Source organism: Nocardioides glacieisoli (assembly GCF_004137245.1).
GTDB lineage: Bacteria > Actinomycetota > Actinomycetes > Propionibacteriales > Nocardioidaceae > Nocardioides > Nocardioides glacieisoli.
Map to the genome: position 1 here is coordinate 260,590 of NZ_SDWS01000002.1, position 17,350 is coordinate 277,939.

Genomic DNA, 17,350 nt, shown 5'->3' on the forward strand with positions numbered 1-17,350 from the left:
TCTCAGAGCTTGTCCACGACGTAGTCGATCGCGCCGGTGAGCTTCTCGACGTCGGCGGGGTCGATCGCCGGGTACATCGCGATGCGGAGCTGGTTGCGCCCCAGCTTGCGGTAGGGCTCGGTGTCCACGACGCCGTTGGCCCGCAGGACCGCCGCGATCCTCGCCGCGTCGATGTCGTCGTCGAAGTCGATCGTGCCGATGACGAGTGAGCGGTCCGCGGCCTCGGTGACGTAGGGGGTCGTGTACGCCGTGCGCTCGGCCCAGCCGTACAACGCGTCGGACGACGCGGTGGTCCGCTCGACCATGCCCGCGAGGCCGCCCTGGGCGTTCATCCAGTCGAGCTGCTCGGCCATCAGGAAGAGCGTCGCGACCGAGGGGGTGTTGTAGGTCTGGTTCTTCGAGGAGTTGTCGATCGCCGTCGGCAGGTCGAAGAAGGGCGGGATGTAGCGGTCGGTCGCCGCGATCTCCTCCGCCCGGGCGAGGGCGCGCGGGGACATGAGGGCGATCCACAGCCCGCCGTCGGAGGCGAAGCACTTCTGCGGGGCGAAGTAGTAGGTGTCGACCTCGTGGAGGTCGACCGGCAGGCCACCGGCGCCGGAGGTCGCGTCGACCAGCACGATGGCGTCGTCGGCGATGCCCGCCGGGCGGCGTACGGGCGCCATGACCGCGGTCGAGGTCTCGTTGTGCGCCCACGCATAGGTGTCGACGTCGTCCTCGGCGACGGCCTCGGGCCGTGAGCCCGCGTCGCTCGAGATCACGGTCGGGTCGGCGAGCCAGGGCGCCTTCTTCGCCGACGTGGCGAACTTGGAGGAGAACTCGCCGAACGCCAGGTGCTGGCTCTTCTCGCGCACCAGACCGAAGCAGGCGATGTCCCAGAAGGCCGTCGCGCCACCGTTGCCGAGCACGACCTCGTAGCCGTCGGGCAGGTCGAAGAGCGCGGCGAGGCCCTCGCGGACCCGGCCGACCGTCTGCTTCACGGGCGCCTGCCGGTGGGACGTGCCCATCAGCGTGTCGCCGGTCGCGGCCAGGGCGTCGAGGTGGCTGGTCTGGATCTTCGACGGACCCGCTCCGAAGCGGCCGTCGGCGGGCAGGAGCTCGGCGGGGATCTTGAGGGCGTCGGTCATGGAGGAACCTCACGTGCGATGTGCGGGCGGGGTCCTGACGACGCTGTCAGATGGGTCCCTATCCTTTCATCCGCCACCACGGGACACACGACAGGGGACGCACGATGGACACCGACCTGCGCATCGAGCGGGTCGCGATCACGCACCCCGACGCGATGGTGCTGGTCGAGGCCGTGCAGGAGGAGTACGTCGCCCGCTACGGCGGCCGCGACGAGTCGCCCATCGATGAGGCCGACTTCGAGGACCCGCGCGGGCAGTTCTTCGTCGGCTACCTCGGCGGCGTTCCCGTCGCGACGGGTGCGTGGCGCCGCAGCACCGTGGAGGCACTCGGCACGAGCGTGACGGCCGAGATCAAGCGGATGTACGTCGTCCCGGCGGCACAGCGGCAGGGCCACGCCCGGCGGATGCTCGCCCACCTCGAGGTGACGGCGGCCGCGGCCGGGCTCGAGGCGCTCGTGCTGGAGACCGGGCTCCAGCAGCCCGAGGCCATCGCGCTCTACCTCTCGTCCGGCTACGAGCCGGTCCCGGGCTTCGGCTACTACTGCGGCTCGGAGCTGAGCCGGACCTTCGGCCAGCGGATCCGGTCGTCGGATTGATCGTCCGGCTCAGCCCAGCATCGTTCGCAGCGCGTCGCGGTGTCGGCGGTAGGCCGCCTTGCCGGCTGCTGTCGCCTGGAAGGAGGTCAACCCGCCTCGGCCTCGCCCGGACTTGCGGATGGTGAGGTATCCGGCGGCCTCCAGGGTGGCGGCCTGCTTGGACAGGTCCGAGTCGCTGACCGCAAGGTGCTCGCGCAGGAAGCCGAACTCCGCGAACTGCGAGCCCTCGAGGACGGCCATGACGGCCAACCGCTTCGGTGAGTTGAGGATCGGGTCGAGCCCGTCGAGGGCGGATCCCGTGGCTGCCCGGGTCATGCGAGCCGCCGACGGACCCGCTCCGCGTCGGCGGCGTAGACGCGTCCGTAGAGCTCCACCGCAGCCGCTGTCGCGAGACCCGTGGCAAGCGCCGCGACCCACGCGCCGGCTGCGAAGTAGACGGAGGGCGAGAAGAGTGCGACCGCGATCGAGAGGGACACCAGCGCCCACGTGGAGCGCCACAGCTCCCGCGGCATCGGGCCCTGGGGATAGACCGCGCGTCGCTGTCGGTCCCACCTGACGTAGGCCAGCGGTGCTGCGATGAGGGCCAGTGTGACCAGGCTGCGCGGAGGCCCCTGGAGGATCCCGAGAGACAGCACGAACGCCGCCGACCAGATGCCGAAACCGAGGGGCTGCCACCACTCGTGACCGGCGAAGTGCAGCCAGCTCGCGGCCTCGCCGCGCTCGATCTCGTGCAGCTGCCTGCGAGCCTCATCGCTTTCCATGTTGGCAACTGTAAAGCCGACTTTCCATTGCGGCAAGTGATCTCAACGATGCGTGACCACGCCCGGCGAACTACACCGTTGATCTTCCGACGATCTCCTGACGTCTGCCGTCTGTGCCACCTACGGTCACGCCGTGCATGCAGCGAGGATGGCGGAGCGGCTCGGAGTGAGCCTCGTGCTGCTGTCGACCCTTCTGCTCGGCACGCTCACGACGGCGAGCGCCGACGAGACCGGGGCCTCGCCTCGCGGCACCGTCACCAGCTCGGCGCCGTACGTCATGCCGCTCGAGCCCTATGCCGGCTACCAGCCGCAGACCGCGTGCCGCCGCAACCCGAAGCCCGGCGTGCTGATGCTCGCCGACTGGCTCGTGGCCCGCGGCGGCGGCTACGGCGCGATCTTCCGGGCGTGCGCCGGGTCGAGCACGAGCGAGCACAAGGAGTCGCGGGCCTTCGACTGGGTCCTCGACGCGACCAGCGAGACCGACCAGGCGCTCGCCACGACCCTGCTCGACGAGCTCCTCGCCCCCGACGACACCGGTCAGCCGAACGCGCTCGCCCGCCGGATGGGGATCATGTACGTCATCTGGGACGACACCATGTACGCCTCCTACGACGAGTTCGTCGCCAAGCGCTACCTCAGCTCGGGCTGCCGCAACCGGCGCACCTGCTCGCCGACGCTTCGGCACCGCGACCACCTGCACATCTCGCTGACGCGCCAGGGCGCCAAGGGCCTGACGTCCTGGTACGCCGCCCAGCAGCAGCTCGCGGTCGCGCCCCCGACGTAGGCTGGAGCAGTGGACCAGTCCCTTGAGCGTGGCCTGATGCTCAACGACGGTGATTGCGGATTCTGCATGCGCACCGCCGCCCTCGTCCCGAGGCTCGGGGTCGACATCGACGCCTCGACGATCCAGGCCGTCGACCTCGACGCCCTCGGCGTCGACGCGGAGCGAGCCCTGGTCGAGATGCCCTACGTGCACCCCGACGGCCGGGTCGACTACGGACACCGCGCCTTCGCCGCGATCCTGCGCACCGGCCCGCTGCCGTGGCGCGTCGTCGGCCGGCTGATGACGACCGGGCCCGTCGACCCGGTCGCCCGACACGCCTACCACTGGGTCGCGGCGAACCGGTCCCGCCTGCCCGGCGGGACCGCCGCCTGCGCCCTTCCTCCCACGGCTGAACCAACCCTAGATAGCCAGGGTCAGGCGCCCCAGGCCTCGTCCCAGCCCTCGACCTCGCTCGCCGGGCGGGTGGACGGACCGGAGTAGACGGCCGAGGGCCGGATCAGGCGACCGGTCGTCTTCTGCTCGAGGATGTGCGCCGACCACCCGCCCGTGCGGGCGCAGGTGAACATCGACGTGAACATGTGGGCCGGCACCTCGGCGAAGTCGAGGACGATCGCCGCCCAGAACTCCACGTTGGTCTCCAGCACCCGGTCGGGCCGGCGTTCGCGCAGCTCGGCGAGGGCCGCCTGCTCCAGCGCCTCGGCGACCTCGTAGCGCGGGGCGTCGAGCTCCTTGGCAGTCCGCCGCAGCACCCGGGCGCGCGGATCCTCGGCGCGGTAGACGCGGTGGCCGAAGCCCATCAGCCGCTCGCCGCTGTCGAGCAGCTCCTTGACGTACGACGACGCGTCGCCGTCGCGCTTCTCGACCTCCTCGATCATGCCGAGGACGCGCGAGGGAGCGCCGCCGTGCAGGGGACCGGACATCGCCCCGATGGCGCCGGAGAACGCGGCTGCCACGTCGGCACCGGTCGACGTGATGACGCGGGCGGTGAAGGTGGAGGCGTTCATGCCGTGCTCGGCGGCCGACGACCAGTAGGCGTCGATCGCGTGCGCGTGCTGGGGGTCCGCCTCGCCGCGCCAGCGGATCAGGAACCGCTCCGCGAGCGTCGTGCCCTGGTCGACGTCGGCCTGCGACACGACGGGCTTGCCGAGGCCGCGCGCCGACTGGGCGGCGTACGACAGCACCATGACGGCGACGCGGGACAGGTCGAGCCGCGCCTGTTCGTCGGAGATGTCATAGGTCTGGCCCATGCCGAGCATCGGCGCGAGCATCGCGACGGCGGCCTGGACGTCGGCGCGGACGTCGCCGGTGTGGATCGAGATGTTGTAGGGCTCGGCCGGCGGCAGGCCGGGCGTGTAGGAGCCGTCGACCAGGAGGCCCCAGACGTTCTCGAACGGCACCCGTCCGACGAGGTCCTCGATGTCGACCCCGCGGTAGCGGAGCGCGGAGCCCTCCTTGTCGGGTTCGGCGATCTGGGTCTCGAACGCGACGACGCCTTCGAGGCCGTGGTGGATCTCGGTCATGCGACTCCTTCGTAGGGACGGCTCATTGTGCACCGCGTCGTTAGTCTCGCGACATGGACCTGAGTGGACTGCGCGAGGAGTACGGCCGCGGCGGGCTCGACCTCCCCGACCTGGCCGCCGACCCGATCGAGATGTTCGAGCGGTGGCTCCAGCAGGCCGTCGACGATGGCGTCCACGAGCCCAACGCGATGGTGCTCGCGACCGCGACGACGGACGGCCGGCCGTCGAGCCGGGTGGTCCTGCTCAAGGGCGTCGGCCCGGACGGGTTCGTGTTCTTCACCAATCAGGCCTCGCGCAAGGGCGACGAGCTCGGCGCGAACCCCCACTGTGCGCTGCTGTTCCCGTGGCACCCGCTCGAGCGGCAGGTGCGCGTCGAGGGAGTCGCGTCGGTGCTCGAGGCCGACGAGGTCGCGACCTACTTCCGCTCGCGGCCACGGGGCGCGCAGCTCGGTGCCTGGTCCTCGCGGCAGTCGCGTCCCGTCGCCTCGCGCGCCGAGCTCGCGGAGACGTACGCCGCTGTGCAGGAGCGCTTCGGGACGGAGGACTCCGACGGAGAGGTGCCCGTGCCGCCGGAGTGGGGCGGCTACCGGGTGCGCCCCGAGGTCGTCGAGTTCTGGCAGGGCCGGCCGAGCCGGATGCACGACCGGCTGGTCTACCGGCGCTCCGGCGCGGGTTGGACGGTCGAGCGGCTCGCGCCGTAGCTGCGACGGACGTCCGCGGTTTCCCGGGCGCGGTGGGATCGCGGAGTCGATAGCCTCCCTCCCATGCAGGAGGCGCCGGAGCGGTTGCAGGTGCGGCTCGTCGCCGATGCCTCCAGCGTCCCCGCCGCTCGCCGGTTCGTCGTCGACGGCCTCACCGCGTGGGGCGAGGTCGACCTGGTCGAGGCCGCCGAGCTCGTGGTCAGCGAGCTGTCGGGCAACGCTGCGCTGCATGCCGCGGCCGAGTTCATGCACGTCACGCTCGAGCGCGGTGCGCGTGCCGGCGGGATCCGGGTGTCCGTCGAGGACGACGGCCCGATCCCGGTCGACGCGGTGCGCCCGCGGGCGCACCGCGACCACGATGCCGACTGGCCGGACCTGGGCGCCACCGGACGCGGACTGGTCATCGTGGCGATGGTCGCCCACCTGTGGGGGGCCGACGACACCGCCGGCGGCAAGCGGGTGTGGGCCGACCTCGTCGACCACGACGAGGTGCACCAGCGTGTCGAGCCCGAGGGCGTACGCGACACGGACGCCGCGCCGGGCACCCTGCCACCGGGCTGGGCGCTCGTGCGACTGCTGGACTGCCCGGTCGAGCTGAGCCTCCAGCAGGACAGCCACCTCGACGAGCTGGTGCGCGAGCTGCAGCTGCTGTCGCTCGACGCCGGCAACGACGACTCCGCCGCGCTGGCCGAGGAGATCCACGGCCTCCTGGTGTCCCCGACGCACGCCCGCCTCACCGGCCGGCGGGCCGCCGAACGGGCGCGCGCCGAGGGCATGGCCTCGGTCGACATCGAGATGGCGATGCCCCGCGAGCTCGGCGTCCTGGTCGCTCGGTTGCAGGAGGCGGTGAAGCGGGCCGACGTGCTCTGCGAGGACGGGCGCCTGCTGACCCTCGCCTCGCCGCCGGAGCTGCGGACCCTCCGCGCCTGGATGACCCACGAGGTGTTCGGGCAGACGACGCACGAGGCTGCGCCCGTGCCGTGGCCTGCATGGCCGCGCAGCGCCTGAGCGGCCGGTGCGTCAGGGCACCCGCTCCCAGGCGGAGCTCGTGAACAGCGCACGACGCACGTCGCACGCGTCGTCGACCAGGCTGAACGCCAGCAGGTCGTCGGTGAGCGACCACCTGTAGGTGCCGACGTACCCGTTGTCGGCCTGGCACCCGGGCTCCACGAGCGCGTCGGTGCGGAGGAGCTCGTCCTCCACCCGCCAGGCGGCGCCGGTCGTTGCACCGGTGTACGACGGCGGCGGCCGCAGCTCGAGAGCACCGTCGGCCTCCAGGGAGATGACCCACCGACCGACCAGGCCTTCGATGCGCGCCACCGGCGAGTCCGGCACGTCCACCACGTAGGTCCCGATGAGGGCACGCTCGGACGGCTCTGCCGCCACCACGTCCGGGGTGTCCGGACGTCCCTGCTGGAACGCGGCGCCCACGCCGATGACGGCCACCAGGGCGGCGGCGACGAGCGCGGACAGGGCCGCGTGGGTCGCACGCGTGCGCCTGGTGACCCGCTGCTCCACCCGGCGGAGAGCGGCCAGGGTGTCGAGCCCGTGGTCGGGGTCCGCCGGGTGCAGTCCGTTGCGCAGCCGCTGGTCAATCGACATCGGTGTGCACCTCCGTCCGGAGGAGGGCGCCGAGGCGCTTGCGCGCCTTGTGCAGGTGCACCCAGCCCGTGGCCGGCGTGCAGCCCAGGATCTCGGCGATCTGGTCCATCGGCCGGTCCTCGTAGTAGAAGAGCACCACCACCGATCGTTGCTGCGGTGAGAGCGTCCGGATCGCGGCGACCAGCTCCTCGTCCACCTCGACCGGTCCGCCGGCGGCAGCGGGGCGAGGAGTCTCGTGGTCGCGGCGGGTCAGCACGAGACGCCTCTGGTCACGCCTGGCCTCCTTGACCGCGAGCCGGATGGCGACCCGGCGCAGCCAGGCCGACGGGGACTCGTACTGATGGACCTTCGACCAGTGCCGCAGCAGCTGGACGAACGCGTCCTGCGCGATCTCCTCGGCGCGCGCGTGGTCGTGCAGCACGAGGTAGGTGGTGCGCACGACGGACGGGTAGTCGTTGACGAACAACCACCTGAACTCCTCGTCCGCATCCACGCCCTCGCCCCTTCCCGCTCACCCGGCACGCTGGTGCGCGTCGGCGGCGAAGTACGCCCACAAGTAGGCCATCTGGGGCAGCCCGTTGTACACGGGCAACGTCGTCGCGACAGGCCTGAACCGGACGCGGCCGTCCGCGACCGTCCATCGCAAGGTGTCGGTGCTGCCGGCCGCGTCGTCGACGATCTCGACGCGGTCTCCGGTCACCGTCATCGCCGCTTCCCAGCCCACCTGCCACACCCCGTCCGAGCCGAGGTAGGCCTGGCTGAACTGGCCGTCCTCGAAGGTGGTGCGCGTCCGGACGCCCTCGGCGCCGATCTCCTCCGAGGCGAAGAACCTCTCGGCGAGGCCGTCGAAGCCGCCCTCGGCCAGTGCTCGACGGATCTCGGTGCGGGAGAGGTCGGCCTCCCACACTCCCTCCAGCCCGGCGTCGCTCGCCCCGGTGCCCGTCCCGGGATCGGGTGCCTTCGTGGGTGACGGAACCGCCCCGAGCTCGGCCAGGTCGGTCGTCCAGTCCGTGGTCTGGCCGGCGAGGCAGTCCTGCTCCTCGGCGCTGAGGTCGAGGTCGTCGAGCCAGGCGCCGCGGATCGACACCAGGCAGTCGGACCCCACCACGTTGTGCCCGCCGGTCGGGTCCACCACGAGGGTGAGCCCGCTCAGCCCGGCCAGGCCGTCGCGCACCACGGCCTCCGGGGAGTAGGGCGTGAACGCCCCCACCATCGTGAGCACCGGGATGTCGGACTGCACCGGGGCGTCGACATCGGCAGCGTCCTCCACGGTGACGGGCCACGCGTCGCAGACGTCGACGTAGGGGCTGTTGCCGTACGCGGCGGCGAGGGCCGTCCCCTCCGTGCCGGCCGCGCTGGTGGTCTCGGCTGCGTCGTGCCTCGGTGCGATGTCGTGGCACAGCACCGACCACGCGGTGCCCATGCTGGCGCGGTGCTGGGGCAGGCACTTGGGCAGGTAGCCCAGGCAGTACGTCGGCGAGCCGGCGACCACCGTGGTGAGCGTGTCGGCCAGCTGGTCGAGGCGTCCGGAGGCGGCGCCGTCCAGGATCGCAGGGACCGATGCTGCTCGCATGAACGAGCCGCTGCTCCCGCCGTCGGACAGCATCCCGCGCAGCAACCGCAGCAGCAGCGCGTCGTCGACGAGCACGTCGACGGGCTCCTGTCCTGTGGCCGTCATCGCCACGGTGACCGGGTCGTCGCCGAGCGCGGTGAGCGCCTTGTCCAGCAGCATGTCGGCGTCCGGGAAGGCGTCAGCACAGGTGTTGTCGGAGGCGCACGCTGCCAGGACAGTGGCCAGGCTCTCGCGAGTGCTCTCCACGGCCAGGAGCCGCGGGTCGGCACCGGGGACCTCGGGCGAGTCGAGCAACACCGACCGCACGTGGTCGGTGCCCTGGCGCATCATCTCGAGCGCGATGCGGGACGCCGTGCCGTAGGAGACGACGTTCCACTCCTCGATCCCCAGGGCCGTGCGCAGGTCCTCGGCGTCTGCCGCCATCGCGGTGAGGTGGTAGGCGGACAGGTCGACCCCGTCCGCGGTGAGGCGCTCGTGGCAGGCGGCGACCGCGTCGAGGAAGGTGGTGCGCGTCTGCACGTCGTCGGTGGCCGTCGCCAGCGTGGTCGCGCGGATCTCGTCCACCTCGGGACACGCGAGGCTCGGCTCGGAGTGGCCGACGCCGCGGGTGTCCATCAGGATCACCTCACGTCCGACCCGTTGCGCGAGCGGCGCGATGCCACCGTAGTTGGGCAGGCTGGCGAGGTCCGTGCCGGCGACGAACATCGGGTCCTCGTGCAGCACCTCGGGCGGCTCGATGCGCGCCACGAAGAGGCGTACGTCGTTCCCGGCCGCGGCCCGGTCCTCCGGCACGGTCAGGAAGCCGCAGGTGACCTCGCCGACGACGACCGACGCCACGTCCGCGGGGCAGTCGGTCTCGGCGAAGGCGGCGGCGGACGCGGTGCCGCCGAGGGTGGACGCGGTCGGCTCAGGGGTCTCCGTGTCGGCCGCCGTGCAACCGCCGAGGACGATCACCAGCGTCAGCGCAAGTGCTGCGACCCGCGTCACGACATGCTCCGGAAGGAACTCGCGGTGTAGAGGCCGCGCAGGAAGGTCTCGGCGGGCACGCCCTCGTAGGGCGGTTCGGTCGTCGAGACCAGGTCGAGGGTGAGCTCGTCGCCGGCGACCTTCCAGCGGAAGGTGTTCCTCCCGCCGGAGCTCGGCCGGACGACCACCTTCGTGCCGTCGAGCTCGAAGCTCCCGCGATCCGCCAACGCAGTGGCCCCGCCGTCGATGCTGCTCGACAGGGTCCAGAAGCCCCCACCGAGCTCGAGGGTCAGGTCCACCGCGTCTCCGTACTCGGACAGGAACGTGTCGGCATGAGTTCCGAGGCCGTGCGCCGCCAGGACCCGGCGGAAGTCGGCCGCGGCCAGGGTCGGGGTGGTCCAGGTGCCGTCGATCGGGGTGGCTTCAGCCGCCTCGGTCTCAGTCTCGGGTTCCGGCGGGGCCTCGGTCGAGCTGGAGGTCGGTGTGTTCGCGTCCTCCGGCGAGCCGCCGTCGGACGACCCGCAGCCGGCGGTGAGGGTGAGCACACCCAGCACGGCGACGGCCACGGTGCGGTGGCGTGGCGAGCGGTGGCGCTTGATCATGATGATCGTCCTCGGGGTCGGTGGTCCCTTGTCGACTCATACAGGACCGGCGCCCTCGTCCACCTTTACCGCGGCACATACTTCCTTGTGAGTGAGTGCTCACTCACTTAGACTCGCCGGCGTGACTCCGCGTGCCCGCCCGATGACCCCCGACGACCGCCGCGCGGCCCTCGTCGAGGCCACCGTCCCGCTGCTGCTCGAGCACGGGCGCAGCGTGACGACCAAGCAGATCGCCGACGCGGCAGGTGTCGCGGAGGGCACGATCTTCCGGGTCTTCGACTCCAAGGACGACCTGGTCACCGCCGCGGTGGAGGAGGCGCTCGACATGGAGCCCTTCTTCGCCGACCTCGAGTCGATCGACCTCGACCAGGACCTGCGCGCACGCCTGACCGACCTCTGTCGTCACCTGCAGGACCGCTTCCGCGGGATCTTCCTGCTGATGAGCGCGATGGGGATGGTCGGCCCGCCCAAGGCCCACCGGCACATGGAGGAGGGCCGTCGTCGCGCCGAGAAGATCATGGTGGCCGTGGTCGAGGCTGACGCCGACCAGCTCACCTGCACCCCGGTCCAGCTCGTGCACATGCTCCGGATGCTCACGTTCTCCGGGACCCACCCCCACATCAGCGACGGGCACATCCTCACGCCCGACCAGATCGTCGGGACGCTGCTCGACGGCGTACTGAAGAAGCCGCAGAAGAAGAAGGACTCCTGAATGCTGCTCCGCCTCGTCCGCACCTACCTCCGGCCGTACGCCGCTCCGCTGGCGGCTGTCGTCGCGCTCCAGTTCGTCGGCACCATGGCCGCGCTCTACCTGCCGAGCCTCAACGCCGACATCATCGACAGGGGCGTCGTCACCGGCGACACCGGCTACATCGTCCGCCACGGCGGGCTGATGCTCGCGGTCTCGCTCGTCCAGATCGTCTGCTCGGTCATCGCCGTCTGGTTCTCGGCGCGCAACGCGATGGGCTTCGGCCGCGACCTGCGAGCCGCGATCTTCCACCGGGTCGGCACGTTCTCCGCCCGTGAGGTGCAGCAGTTCGGCGCGCCCTCGCTCATCACCCGCGAGACCAACGACGTCCAGCAGGTGCAGATGCTCGTGCTGATGGCCGGCACGCTGCTCGTCGCCGCGCCGATCATGATGGTCGGCGGCATCATCATGGCCGCCCGTGAGGACGTCGGCCTCTCGTGGCTGGTGCTCGCCGTCGTGCCCGTCCTCGGTGTCTCGATCGGCCTGCTCGTGCGCAAGATGGTGCCGAACTTCCGGCTCATGCAGGAGCGCATCGACGAGGTCAACCGCCTGCTGCGCGAGCAGATCACCGGCGTACGTGTCGTGCGGGCGTTCGTCCGCGAGGACCACGAGACGGCCCGGTTCGCCGACGCCAACGCCCAGCTGACCGACGTCGCGGTCCGTGCCGGCCGGTGGCAGGCCGCGATGTTCCCGACGGTGATGATCGTCGCCAACGTCGCGACGGTCGGAGTGCTGTGGTTCGGCGGGCACCGGGTGGAGAACGGCCACATGGAGGTCGGCGCCCTGACGGCGTACATCTCCTACCTGATGCAGATCGTCATGTCCGTGATGATGGCGATGTTCATGCTGATGATGGTGCCGCGCGCGTCGGTCTGCGCCGACCGGATCACCGAGGTCCTCGACACCGACTCGTCCGTCGTGCCCCCGGCGAACCCGGTGACCGAGCTGCCCGCGCGCGTGGAGCTCGACCTGGACGCGGTCACGTTCGCCTATCCCGGCGCCGACGAGCCGGTGCTGCGGTCGGTGTCGCTCACGGCCCGGCCGGGGGAGACCGTCGCGATCGTCGGGTCCACCGGCGCCGGCAAGTCGACGCTCGTCAACCTCGTGCCCCGGCTCTTCGACGCCACCTCCGGCACGGTCCGGATCGGCGGCGTGGACGTGCGCGAGATCGACTCCGAGGTCCTCTGGTCCCGGCTCGGGCTGGTGCCGCAGAAGGCCTTCCTCTTCCGCGGGACCGTGGCCGACAACCTGCGCTACGGCAGGCCCGATGCCACCGAGGACGAGATGTGGGAGGCCCTCGAGATCGCCCAGGCCAAGGACTTCGTCGAGGCGATGCCCGACGGTCTCGAGTCCGACATCGCCCAGGGCGGCTCGAACCTCAGTGGCGGCCAGCGCCAGCGGATGGCCATCGCGCGTGCGGTGATCCGGCAACCCGACGTCTACCTCTTCGACGACTCGTTCTCCGCGCTCGACCTCACCACCGACGCCCGGCTCCGCGCCGCGCTCAGACCCGTGACCCGCGACGCGACGGTGGTGATCGTGGCGCAGCGCGTCGCGACCATCCGCCACGCCGACCGGATCGTCGTGATGGAGGACGGCGCCGTCGTCGGCACCGGCACCCACGACGAGCTCCTCGCGACCTGCGGGACCTATCAGGAGATCGTCCAGTCCCAGCTCACCGCGGAGGAGGTTGCCTGATGAGCACCGACACCACCACCGACGCGAAGGGCGAGCCCGGGACCCTCAAGGAGACCGAGCGCATCGACGCCGGCCCGGGACCGGGCCGCGGCCCGATGGGCGGCGGGATGATCGGCCAGAAGGCCGACACCTTCTGGCCCTCGCTGAAGCGGCTCTTCGCCCGGCTCCGGCCCGAGCGCGCCAAGACGTACGCCGTCCTCGCGCTGACCGTGGTCAGCGTGGTCCTCACCGCCGTCGGTCCCAAGATCCTGGGGCTCGCGACCGACCTGATCTTCGCCGGCCTGATCGGTCGCGACGTGCTCGGCTCCGGCGCGACGCAGGAGCAGGCGATCGAGGCCCTGCGCGCCCGGGGCGAGAGCCGCCAGGCCGACATGCTCGAGTCGATGAAGCTCACCGACGGCGTCAACTTCTCGGCCGTCGCCGACGTCCTGCTGATCGTGCTCGCGATCTACGTCGCGGCCTCCCTGCTTGCGTGGCTCGGCGGCTACCTCCTCAACGACGTCGTGCAGGGCACGGTCCTGCGAATGCGCTCCGAGGTCGAGGACAAGGTCCACCGGCTGCCGCTCGGCTACTTCGACAAGCAGCCGCGCGGCGAGCTGCTGAGCCGCGTCACCAACGACATCGACAACGTCAGCCAGACGCTCCAGCAGACGATGAGCCAGCTGCTCAACTCGCTGCTGACGGTCGTCGCGGTGCTGGTCATGATGTTCTACATCTCGCCGCTGCTCGCGATGGTCGCGCTGGTGTCGGTGCCGATCTCGATGTTCGTCACCGGCGCGGTGATGAAGCGCTCGCAGGGGATGTTCATCCAGCAGTGGCGCCGCACCGGCACCCTCAACGCCCACATCGAGGAGACCTTCTCCGGGCACTCGATCGTCAAGGTCTTCGGTCGCCAGGCCGAGGCCGAGCGGGTGTTCGCCCAGCAGAACGACGAGCTCTACGAGGCGTCGTACGGTGCCCAGTTCGTCAGTGGCCTGATCATGCCGATCATGATGTTCGTCGGGAACCTCAACTACGTCGTGATCGCCGTGCTCGGCGGTCTCCGCGTCGCCAGCGGCACCATGTCGCTCGGGGACGTGCAGGCCTTCATCCAGTACTCCCGCCAGTTCACCCAGCCGCTCACGCAGGTCGCCTCGATGATCAACCTGCTCCAGTCGGGTGTCGCGTCGGCCGAGCGGGTCTTCGAGCTGCTCGACGCCCCCGAGGAGGTCGAGGAGGAGCACGGTCGCGCCGCTGCGATCGAGGACGCGCACGGCGAGGTGCGGTTCGAGGACGTGTCGTTCTCCTACGACCCCGAGCGGCCGCTCATCTCCGGCCTGTCGCTGGTGGCCCAGCCCGGCAGCACCGTCGCGATCGTCGGTCCGACAGGCGCCGGCAAGACCACGATGGTCAACCTGGTCATGCGGTTCTACGACCCGCAGTCGGGCCGGATCCTCATCGACGGCGTCGACATCACCTCGATCCCGCGCGGCGCGTTGCGCAGCCGGATCGGGATGGTGCTGCAGGACACCTGGCTCTTCGCCGGGTCCATCCGCGACAACATCGCCTACGGCCGGCCGGGTGCCACCGAGGAGCAGATCCTCGAGGCGGCACGGGCGACCTTCGTCGACCGGTTCGTGCACTCGCTGCCGGACGGCTACGACACGGTCATCGACGAGGACGGCTCGAACCTCTCCGCGGGTGAGCGCCAGCTCGTCACGATCGCGCGCGCGTTCCTGTCCGACCCGGCGCTCCTGATCCTCGACGAGGCGACCTCCTCGGTCGACACCCGCACCGAGCTGCTGCTCCAGCAGGCGATGGCGGCGCTGCGCTCGGACCGTACGTCGTTCGTGATCGCGCACCGGCTCTCCACCATCCGCGACGCCGACCTCATCCTGGTGATGGAGGACGGCTCGATCGTGGAGCAGGGCTCGCACGACGAGCTGCTCGCGGTGGACGGCGCCTACGCACGGCTCTACCGCTCGCAGTTCGAGTCGCCGGTCGAGGAGGCCGTGGGCTGAGATATCCCATTGAGCGACCCTGCGCTGCGACGTACGTTGGTCGTACACAGAAGGGAGGTGATCCGAGGAATGAGTTCTTTTCGGATGAGTGAGGTGGCTGCCCGCTAGGCAGCCCGGTCCGCCGACAGCTGCCGGCGAATCCATCGCAGCCACCCGACCCGCAGGCCCCCGGTGTCATCCGCCGGGGCCCCTCTCCGAGGGGCAGCAGGCCTGCGGGTCGCTGCATGTCCGGGGTCGTGTTGCCGTGCCGTCGTAGTCCAGTGACTTCTGGCTGCCCGCCCTGGGTAGTCCAGTGACCTTTGGCTGTCCGGCGGCGCCGTCTCCGACCATCCCTCACTGGACTATCCCGGCCCCCGGCCCCCGGCCCCCGGCCCCCGGCCCCCGGCCTCCGGCCCCCGGCCCCCGGCCGTACGCCGGTGTGGCACAGGTCTCGTCGCCCCCGGGTGGTCGGCCACGAAGCATCGACGTATGGTTGTTCTCAGCAACTATTGCGAACAGCAACCAAGATCGAAGGCACGCAGTGACCCAGGCTCCCACCCTCACCGCCGAGCAGGCGGGCGAGATGACCCACCGCCAGGTGCTCGAGGCACTCAGCGGGCTCCTCCTCGCGATGTTCGTCGCGATGCTCTCCAGCACGATCGTCAGCAACGCGCTCCCGACGATCGTCGACGACCTCCAGGGCAGCCAGACCGGCTACACCTGGATCGTCGTGGCGACGATGCTCGCGATGACCGCGACCACTCCGATCTGGGGCAAGTTCGCCGACCTCTTCGACAAGAAGCTGCTCGTCCAGACGGCCCTGGTGATCTTCTCGGTCGGCTCGCTCATCGCCGGCTTCGCGCCGTCGATGGAGGTGCTGATCGGGGCCCGCGTCGTGCAGGGCCTCGGCGTCGGCGGCCTGACGGCGCTCGTCCAGGTCGTCATCGCCACGATGGTCTCCCCGCGCGAGCGCGGTCGCTACAGCGGCTACATCGGCGCGGTCTTCGCCCTCGCCACGGTCAGCGGACCGCTCGTCGGTGGCGTCCTGGTGGACACCGTCGGTTGGCGCTGGTGCTTCTTCGCCGGTCTCCCGGTCGCGGCCCTCGCCTTCGTCGTGCTGCAGAAGACGCTGCGCCTCCCCGTCGTGAAGCGCGACGACGTCTCGATCGACTACCTCGGCGCCTTCCTGCTCGTCGGCGGCGTCTCGATCCTGCTCGTCTGGGTCTCGCTGGGCGGCATCAACTTCGAGTGGACCTCGTGGACCAGCGGCCTGCTCGTCGCCGCAGCCGTCGCGGTCATCGCCGCGGCGATCCACGTCGAGGCCAACGTGGCCAAGGACCCCGTCATCCCCCTGCGCCTCTTCAAGGACCGCACGCTGACGCTCGCCACGGTCGCCTCGGTGCTGATCGGTGTCGCGATGTTCGGCTCGACGGTCTACCTCAGCCTCTACTTCCAGCAGGCCAAGGACATGAGCCCGACCGAGGCCGGCCTGATGTCGATCTGCATGGTCGGCGGCCTGCTCGTCTCGAGCATCCTCAGCGGTCGCATCATCTCCGCCACCGGTGTGTGGAAGCGCTGGCTCGTCGGCGGCATGGTCGCCGTCATCGCCGGCATTGCACTGCTGTCCACGATCGACGCCGGCACCCCGCTGTGGCACACCGGCATCTTCATGGCGGTCCTCGGCCTCGGCCTCGGCGCCACGATGCAGAACCTCGTGCTCGCCGTGCAGAACACCATCGCTCTCGCCGACATGGGCGCCGGCTCGTCCGTCGTCGCGTTCTTCCGCTCGCTCGGTGGCTCGGTCGGCATCGCCGCCCTGGGCGCCGTACTGGCCCACCAGGTCGCCGACGCGGTGAAGGCCGGTCTCGGCAAGCTCGTCGCGGCCAACCCGGAGCTCGCGGACCAGGTCGCGCACCAGAAGGGCGGCGTCCCCGACGTCTCCACCATGCCCGCCCCGATCCGCGCCATCTTCGAGAGTGCGTACGGCGACGCGACCGGTCACATCTTCCTGGTGGCCCTGCCCTTCGCCGTCGGCGCGCTGATCGCGGTGCTCTTCATCAAGGAAGTCCCACTGCGCACCTCGGTGAAGCGCGAGGATGAGCTCATGGCCGAGAACTCCCCGCAGGCGTGAGCACCGTGACCCGTCACGACGACCTGCGTCGCATCGAGGCCGAGGTCGGCAGCCTGATCCGCCGCGTCAAGCGGGTCATCGGGGAGCGCGCCCGCGAGGTGCACCCCGACCTGCACCCGATGACGTACTTCATCCTCACCCACCTCGCCGCCAACGGCCCGATGCGCGGGGCGGACCTGTCCGACGCCTTCGGCATGGACAAGGGCGGGGTCAGCCGTCAGGTGCAGGCGCTCGTCGACCTCGGCCTCGTCGAGCGCAAGCCCGACCCGGAGGACCGACGCGCGATCCTGGTCGACGCCACCACCGAGGGCCGCAAGCGCCTCGAGGTGATGAGCCAGCACCGCAGCGACCGCTTCGACAAGCGGCTGGCCGGCTGGAGCGACGCCGAGCTGTCGGGGTTCGCGGACCAGCTGGCGGCGTACAACACCGCCCTCTCCGACGACTGACCTCCACCCAAAACCCGGCCCCGTCTCCACAGCCCGAGACCCCCGCCGGGATAGTCCGCTGCAAAAGGCGGGTGTTGCACGACGCAGCACCGGCTTTTCGCAGCGGACTACCCGGGAGG

At 70.9% G+C, this 17,350-nt stretch carries 18 protein-coding genes; 10 read left to right on the top strand and 8 right to left on the bottom strand.

What is annotated here, in order from left to right:
- Positions 1 to 2 precede the first annotated feature (2 nt).
- The gene (gene serC, locus EUA06_RS05385) at positions 3 to 1,124 is read right to left on the bottom strand and encodes a phosphoserine transaminase (protein WP_129473995.1); all 1,122 of its coding nucleotides are present in this window, start codon (positions 1,122 to 1,124) and stop codon (positions 3 to 5) included.
- A 104-nt stretch (positions 1,125 to 1,228) separates the two neighbouring features.
- Here serC and EUA06_RS05390 point away from each other — a divergent pair, with 104 nt between their 5' ends.
- Complete coding sequence (locus tag EUA06_RS05390; protein ID WP_129473996.1) at positions 1,229 to 1,720, top strand: GNAT family N-acetyltransferase; 492 nt, start codon at positions 1,229 to 1,231, stop codon at positions 1,718 to 1,720.
- Between the two features lie 9 nt (positions 1,721 to 1,729).
- Here EUA06_RS05390 and EUA06_RS05395 read toward each other — a convergent pair whose 3' ends face one another.
- Together EUA06_RS05395 and EUA06_RS05400 are read right to left on the bottom strand one after the other, a co-directional pair.
- Positions 1,730 to 2,035 (bottom strand): transcriptional regulator, encoded by a 306-nt coding sequence (locus EUA06_RS05395; RefSeq protein ID WP_207208220.1) that lies wholly within the window; start codon positions 2,033 to 2,035, stop codon positions 1,730 to 1,732.
- Positions 2,032 to 2,481, bottom strand: coding sequence for a hypothetical protein (locus EUA06_RS05400; protein WP_129473997.1), 450 nt, complete (start codon positions 2,479 to 2,481; stop codon positions 2,032 to 2,034). Before EUA06_RS05400 ends, EUA06_RS05395 begins: the two co-directional genes overlap by 4 nt.
- A 133-nt stretch (positions 2,482 to 2,614) precedes the next feature.
- Here EUA06_RS05400 and EUA06_RS05405 point away from each other — a divergent pair, with 133 nt between their 5' ends.
- On the top strand, positions 2,615 to 3,265 hold the full coding sequence (locus EUA06_RS05405; RefSeq protein WP_129473998.1) for a VldE C-terminal domain-containing protein: 651 nt from the start codon (positions 2,615 to 2,617) through the stop codon (positions 3,263 to 3,265).
- Positions 3,266 to 3,274: 9 nt separating this feature from the next.
- Positions 3,275 to 3,745, top strand: a complete 471-nt coding sequence (locus EUA06_RS05410) for a thiol-disulfide oxidoreductase DCC family protein (RefSeq protein ID WP_129473999.1) — start codon at positions 3,275 to 3,277, stop codon at positions 3,743 to 3,745.
- Here the strand turns inward: EUA06_RS05410 and EUA06_RS05415 are convergent.
- Positions 3,679 to 4,785 (bottom strand): citrate synthase 2, encoded by a 1,107-nt coding sequence (locus EUA06_RS05415; protein ID WP_129474000.1) that lies wholly within the window; start codon positions 4,783 to 4,785, stop codon positions 3,679 to 3,681. The genes EUA06_RS05410 and EUA06_RS05415 overlap by 67 nt on opposite strands.
- Positions 4,786 to 4,838: 53 nt before the next feature.
- Between EUA06_RS05415 and pdxH the strand changes: the two genes are divergently transcribed.
- Positions 4,839 to 5,486 (top strand): pyridoxamine 5'-phosphate oxidase, encoded by a 648-nt coding sequence (pdxH, locus tag EUA06_RS05420; RefSeq protein WP_129474001.1) that lies wholly within the window; start codon positions 4,839 to 4,841, stop codon positions 5,484 to 5,486.
- 63 nt (positions 5,487 to 5,549) lie between these two features.
- Positions 5,550 to 6,494 (top strand): ATP-binding protein, encoded by a 945-nt coding sequence (locus EUA06_RS05425; protein WP_129474002.1) that lies wholly within the window; start codon positions 5,550 to 5,552, stop codon positions 6,492 to 6,494.
- 12 nt (positions 6,495 to 6,506) lie between these two features.
- On the opposite strand, the gene EUA06_RS05430 is transcribed toward EUA06_RS05425, so the two are convergent.
- The 4 genes from EUA06_RS05430 to EUA06_RS05445 are packed head-to-tail and all read right to left on the bottom strand — an operon-like array spanning position 6,507 to position 10,229.
- Entirely contained in the window at positions 6,507 to 7,088 is a 582-nt protein-coding gene (locus EUA06_RS05430; protein ID WP_129474003.1) for a hypothetical protein, read from the bottom strand.
- Positions 7,078 to 7,581, bottom strand: coding sequence for an RNA polymerase sigma factor (locus tag EUA06_RS05435; RefSeq protein ID WP_129474004.1), 504 nt, complete (start codon positions 7,579 to 7,581; stop codon positions 7,078 to 7,080). Before EUA06_RS05435 ends, EUA06_RS05430 begins: the two co-directional genes overlap by 11 nt.
- An 18-nt stretch (positions 7,582 to 7,599) precedes the next feature.
- Positions 7,600 to 9,648 (bottom strand): alpha/beta fold hydrolase, encoded by a 2,049-nt coding sequence (locus EUA06_RS05440; protein ID WP_129474005.1) that lies wholly within the window; start codon positions 9,646 to 9,648, stop codon positions 7,600 to 7,602.
- Positions 9,645 to 10,229, bottom strand: coding sequence for a hypothetical protein (locus tag EUA06_RS05445; RefSeq protein ID WP_129474006.1), 585 nt, complete (start codon positions 10,227 to 10,229; stop codon positions 9,645 to 9,647). The genes EUA06_RS05440 and EUA06_RS05445 overlap by 4 nt, the downstream gene beginning before the upstream one ends.
- A gap of 121 nt (positions 10,230 to 10,350) precedes the next feature.
- Here EUA06_RS05445 and EUA06_RS05450 point away from each other — a divergent pair, with 121 nt between their 5' ends.
- The 5 genes from EUA06_RS05450 to EUA06_RS05470 all read left to right on the top strand — a co-directional run bounded on the left by EUA06_RS05450 (position 10,351) and on the right by EUA06_RS05470 (position 17,231).
- Complete coding sequence (locus EUA06_RS05450) at positions 10,351 to 10,941, top strand: TetR/AcrR family transcriptional regulator (RefSeq protein WP_129474007.1); 591 nt, start codon at positions 10,351 to 10,353, stop codon at positions 10,939 to 10,941.
- On the top strand, positions 10,942 to 12,675 hold the full coding sequence (locus EUA06_RS05455; protein ID WP_129474008.1) for an ABC transporter ATP-binding protein: 1,734 nt from the start codon (positions 10,942 to 10,944) through the stop codon (positions 12,673 to 12,675).
- Positions 12,675 to 14,675: an ABC transporter ATP-binding protein gene (locus EUA06_RS05460; RefSeq protein WP_129474009.1), complete on the top strand. Its 2,001-nt coding sequence runs from the start codon at positions 12,675 to 12,677 to the stop codon at positions 14,673 to 14,675. The genes EUA06_RS05455 and EUA06_RS05460 overlap by 1 nt, the downstream gene beginning before the upstream one ends.
- Before the next feature lie 520 nt (positions 14,676 to 15,195).
- On the top strand, positions 15,196 to 16,785 hold the full coding sequence (locus EUA06_RS05465; protein WP_340640778.1) for an MDR family MFS transporter: 1,590 nt from the start codon (positions 15,196 to 15,198) through the stop codon (positions 16,783 to 16,785).
- Positions 16,782 to 17,231 (top strand): MarR family winged helix-turn-helix transcriptional regulator, encoded by a 450-nt coding sequence (locus tag EUA06_RS05470; RefSeq protein WP_129474010.1) that lies wholly within the window; start codon positions 16,782 to 16,784, stop codon positions 17,229 to 17,231. The genes EUA06_RS05465 and EUA06_RS05470 overlap by 4 nt, the downstream gene beginning before the upstream one ends.
- Positions 17,232 to 17,350 lie beyond the last annotated feature (119 nt).

Coding starts and splice junctions, on each gene's coding strand:
- EUA06_RS05460 (WP_129474009.1), top strand. CDS start 12,675: ATGAGCACCGACACCACCACCGACGCGAAGGGCGAGCCCGGGACCCTC.
- EUA06_RS05430 (WP_129474003.1), bottom strand. CDS start 7,088: ATGTCGATTGACCAGCGGCTGCGCAACGGACTGCACCCGGCGGACCCC.
- EUA06_RS05400 (WP_129473997.1), bottom strand. CDS start 2,481: ATGGAAAGCGATGAGGCTCGCAGGCAGCTGCACGAGATCGAGCGCGGC.
- serC (WP_129473995.1), bottom strand. CDS start 1,124: ATGACCGACGCCCTCAAGATCCCCGCCGAGCTCCTGCCCGCCGACGGC.
- EUA06_RS05425 (WP_129474002.1), top strand. CDS start 5,550: ATGCAGGAGGCGCCGGAGCGGTTGCAGGTGCGGCTCGTCGCCGATGCC.
- EUA06_RS05390 (WP_129473996.1), top strand. CDS start 1,229: ATGGACACCGACCTGCGCATCGAGCGGGTCGCGATCACGCACCCCGAC.
- EUA06_RS05455 (WP_129474008.1), top strand. CDS start 10,942: ATGCTGCTCCGCCTCGTCCGCACCTACCTCCGGCCGTACGCCGCTCCG.
- pdxH (WP_129474001.1), top strand. CDS start 4,839: ATGGACCTGAGTGGACTGCGCGAGGAGTACGGCCGCGGCGGGCTCGAC.
- EUA06_RS05395 (WP_207208220.1), bottom strand. CDS start 2,035: ATGACCCGGGCAGCCACGGGATCCGCCCTCGACGGGCTCGACCCGATC.
- EUA06_RS05445 (WP_129474006.1), bottom strand. CDS start 10,229: ATGATCAAGCGCCACCGCTCGCCACGCCACCGCACCGTGGCCGTCGCC.
- EUA06_RS05415 (WP_129474000.1), bottom strand. CDS start 4,785: ATGACCGAGATCCACCACGGCCTCGAAGGCGTCGTCGCGTTCGAGACC.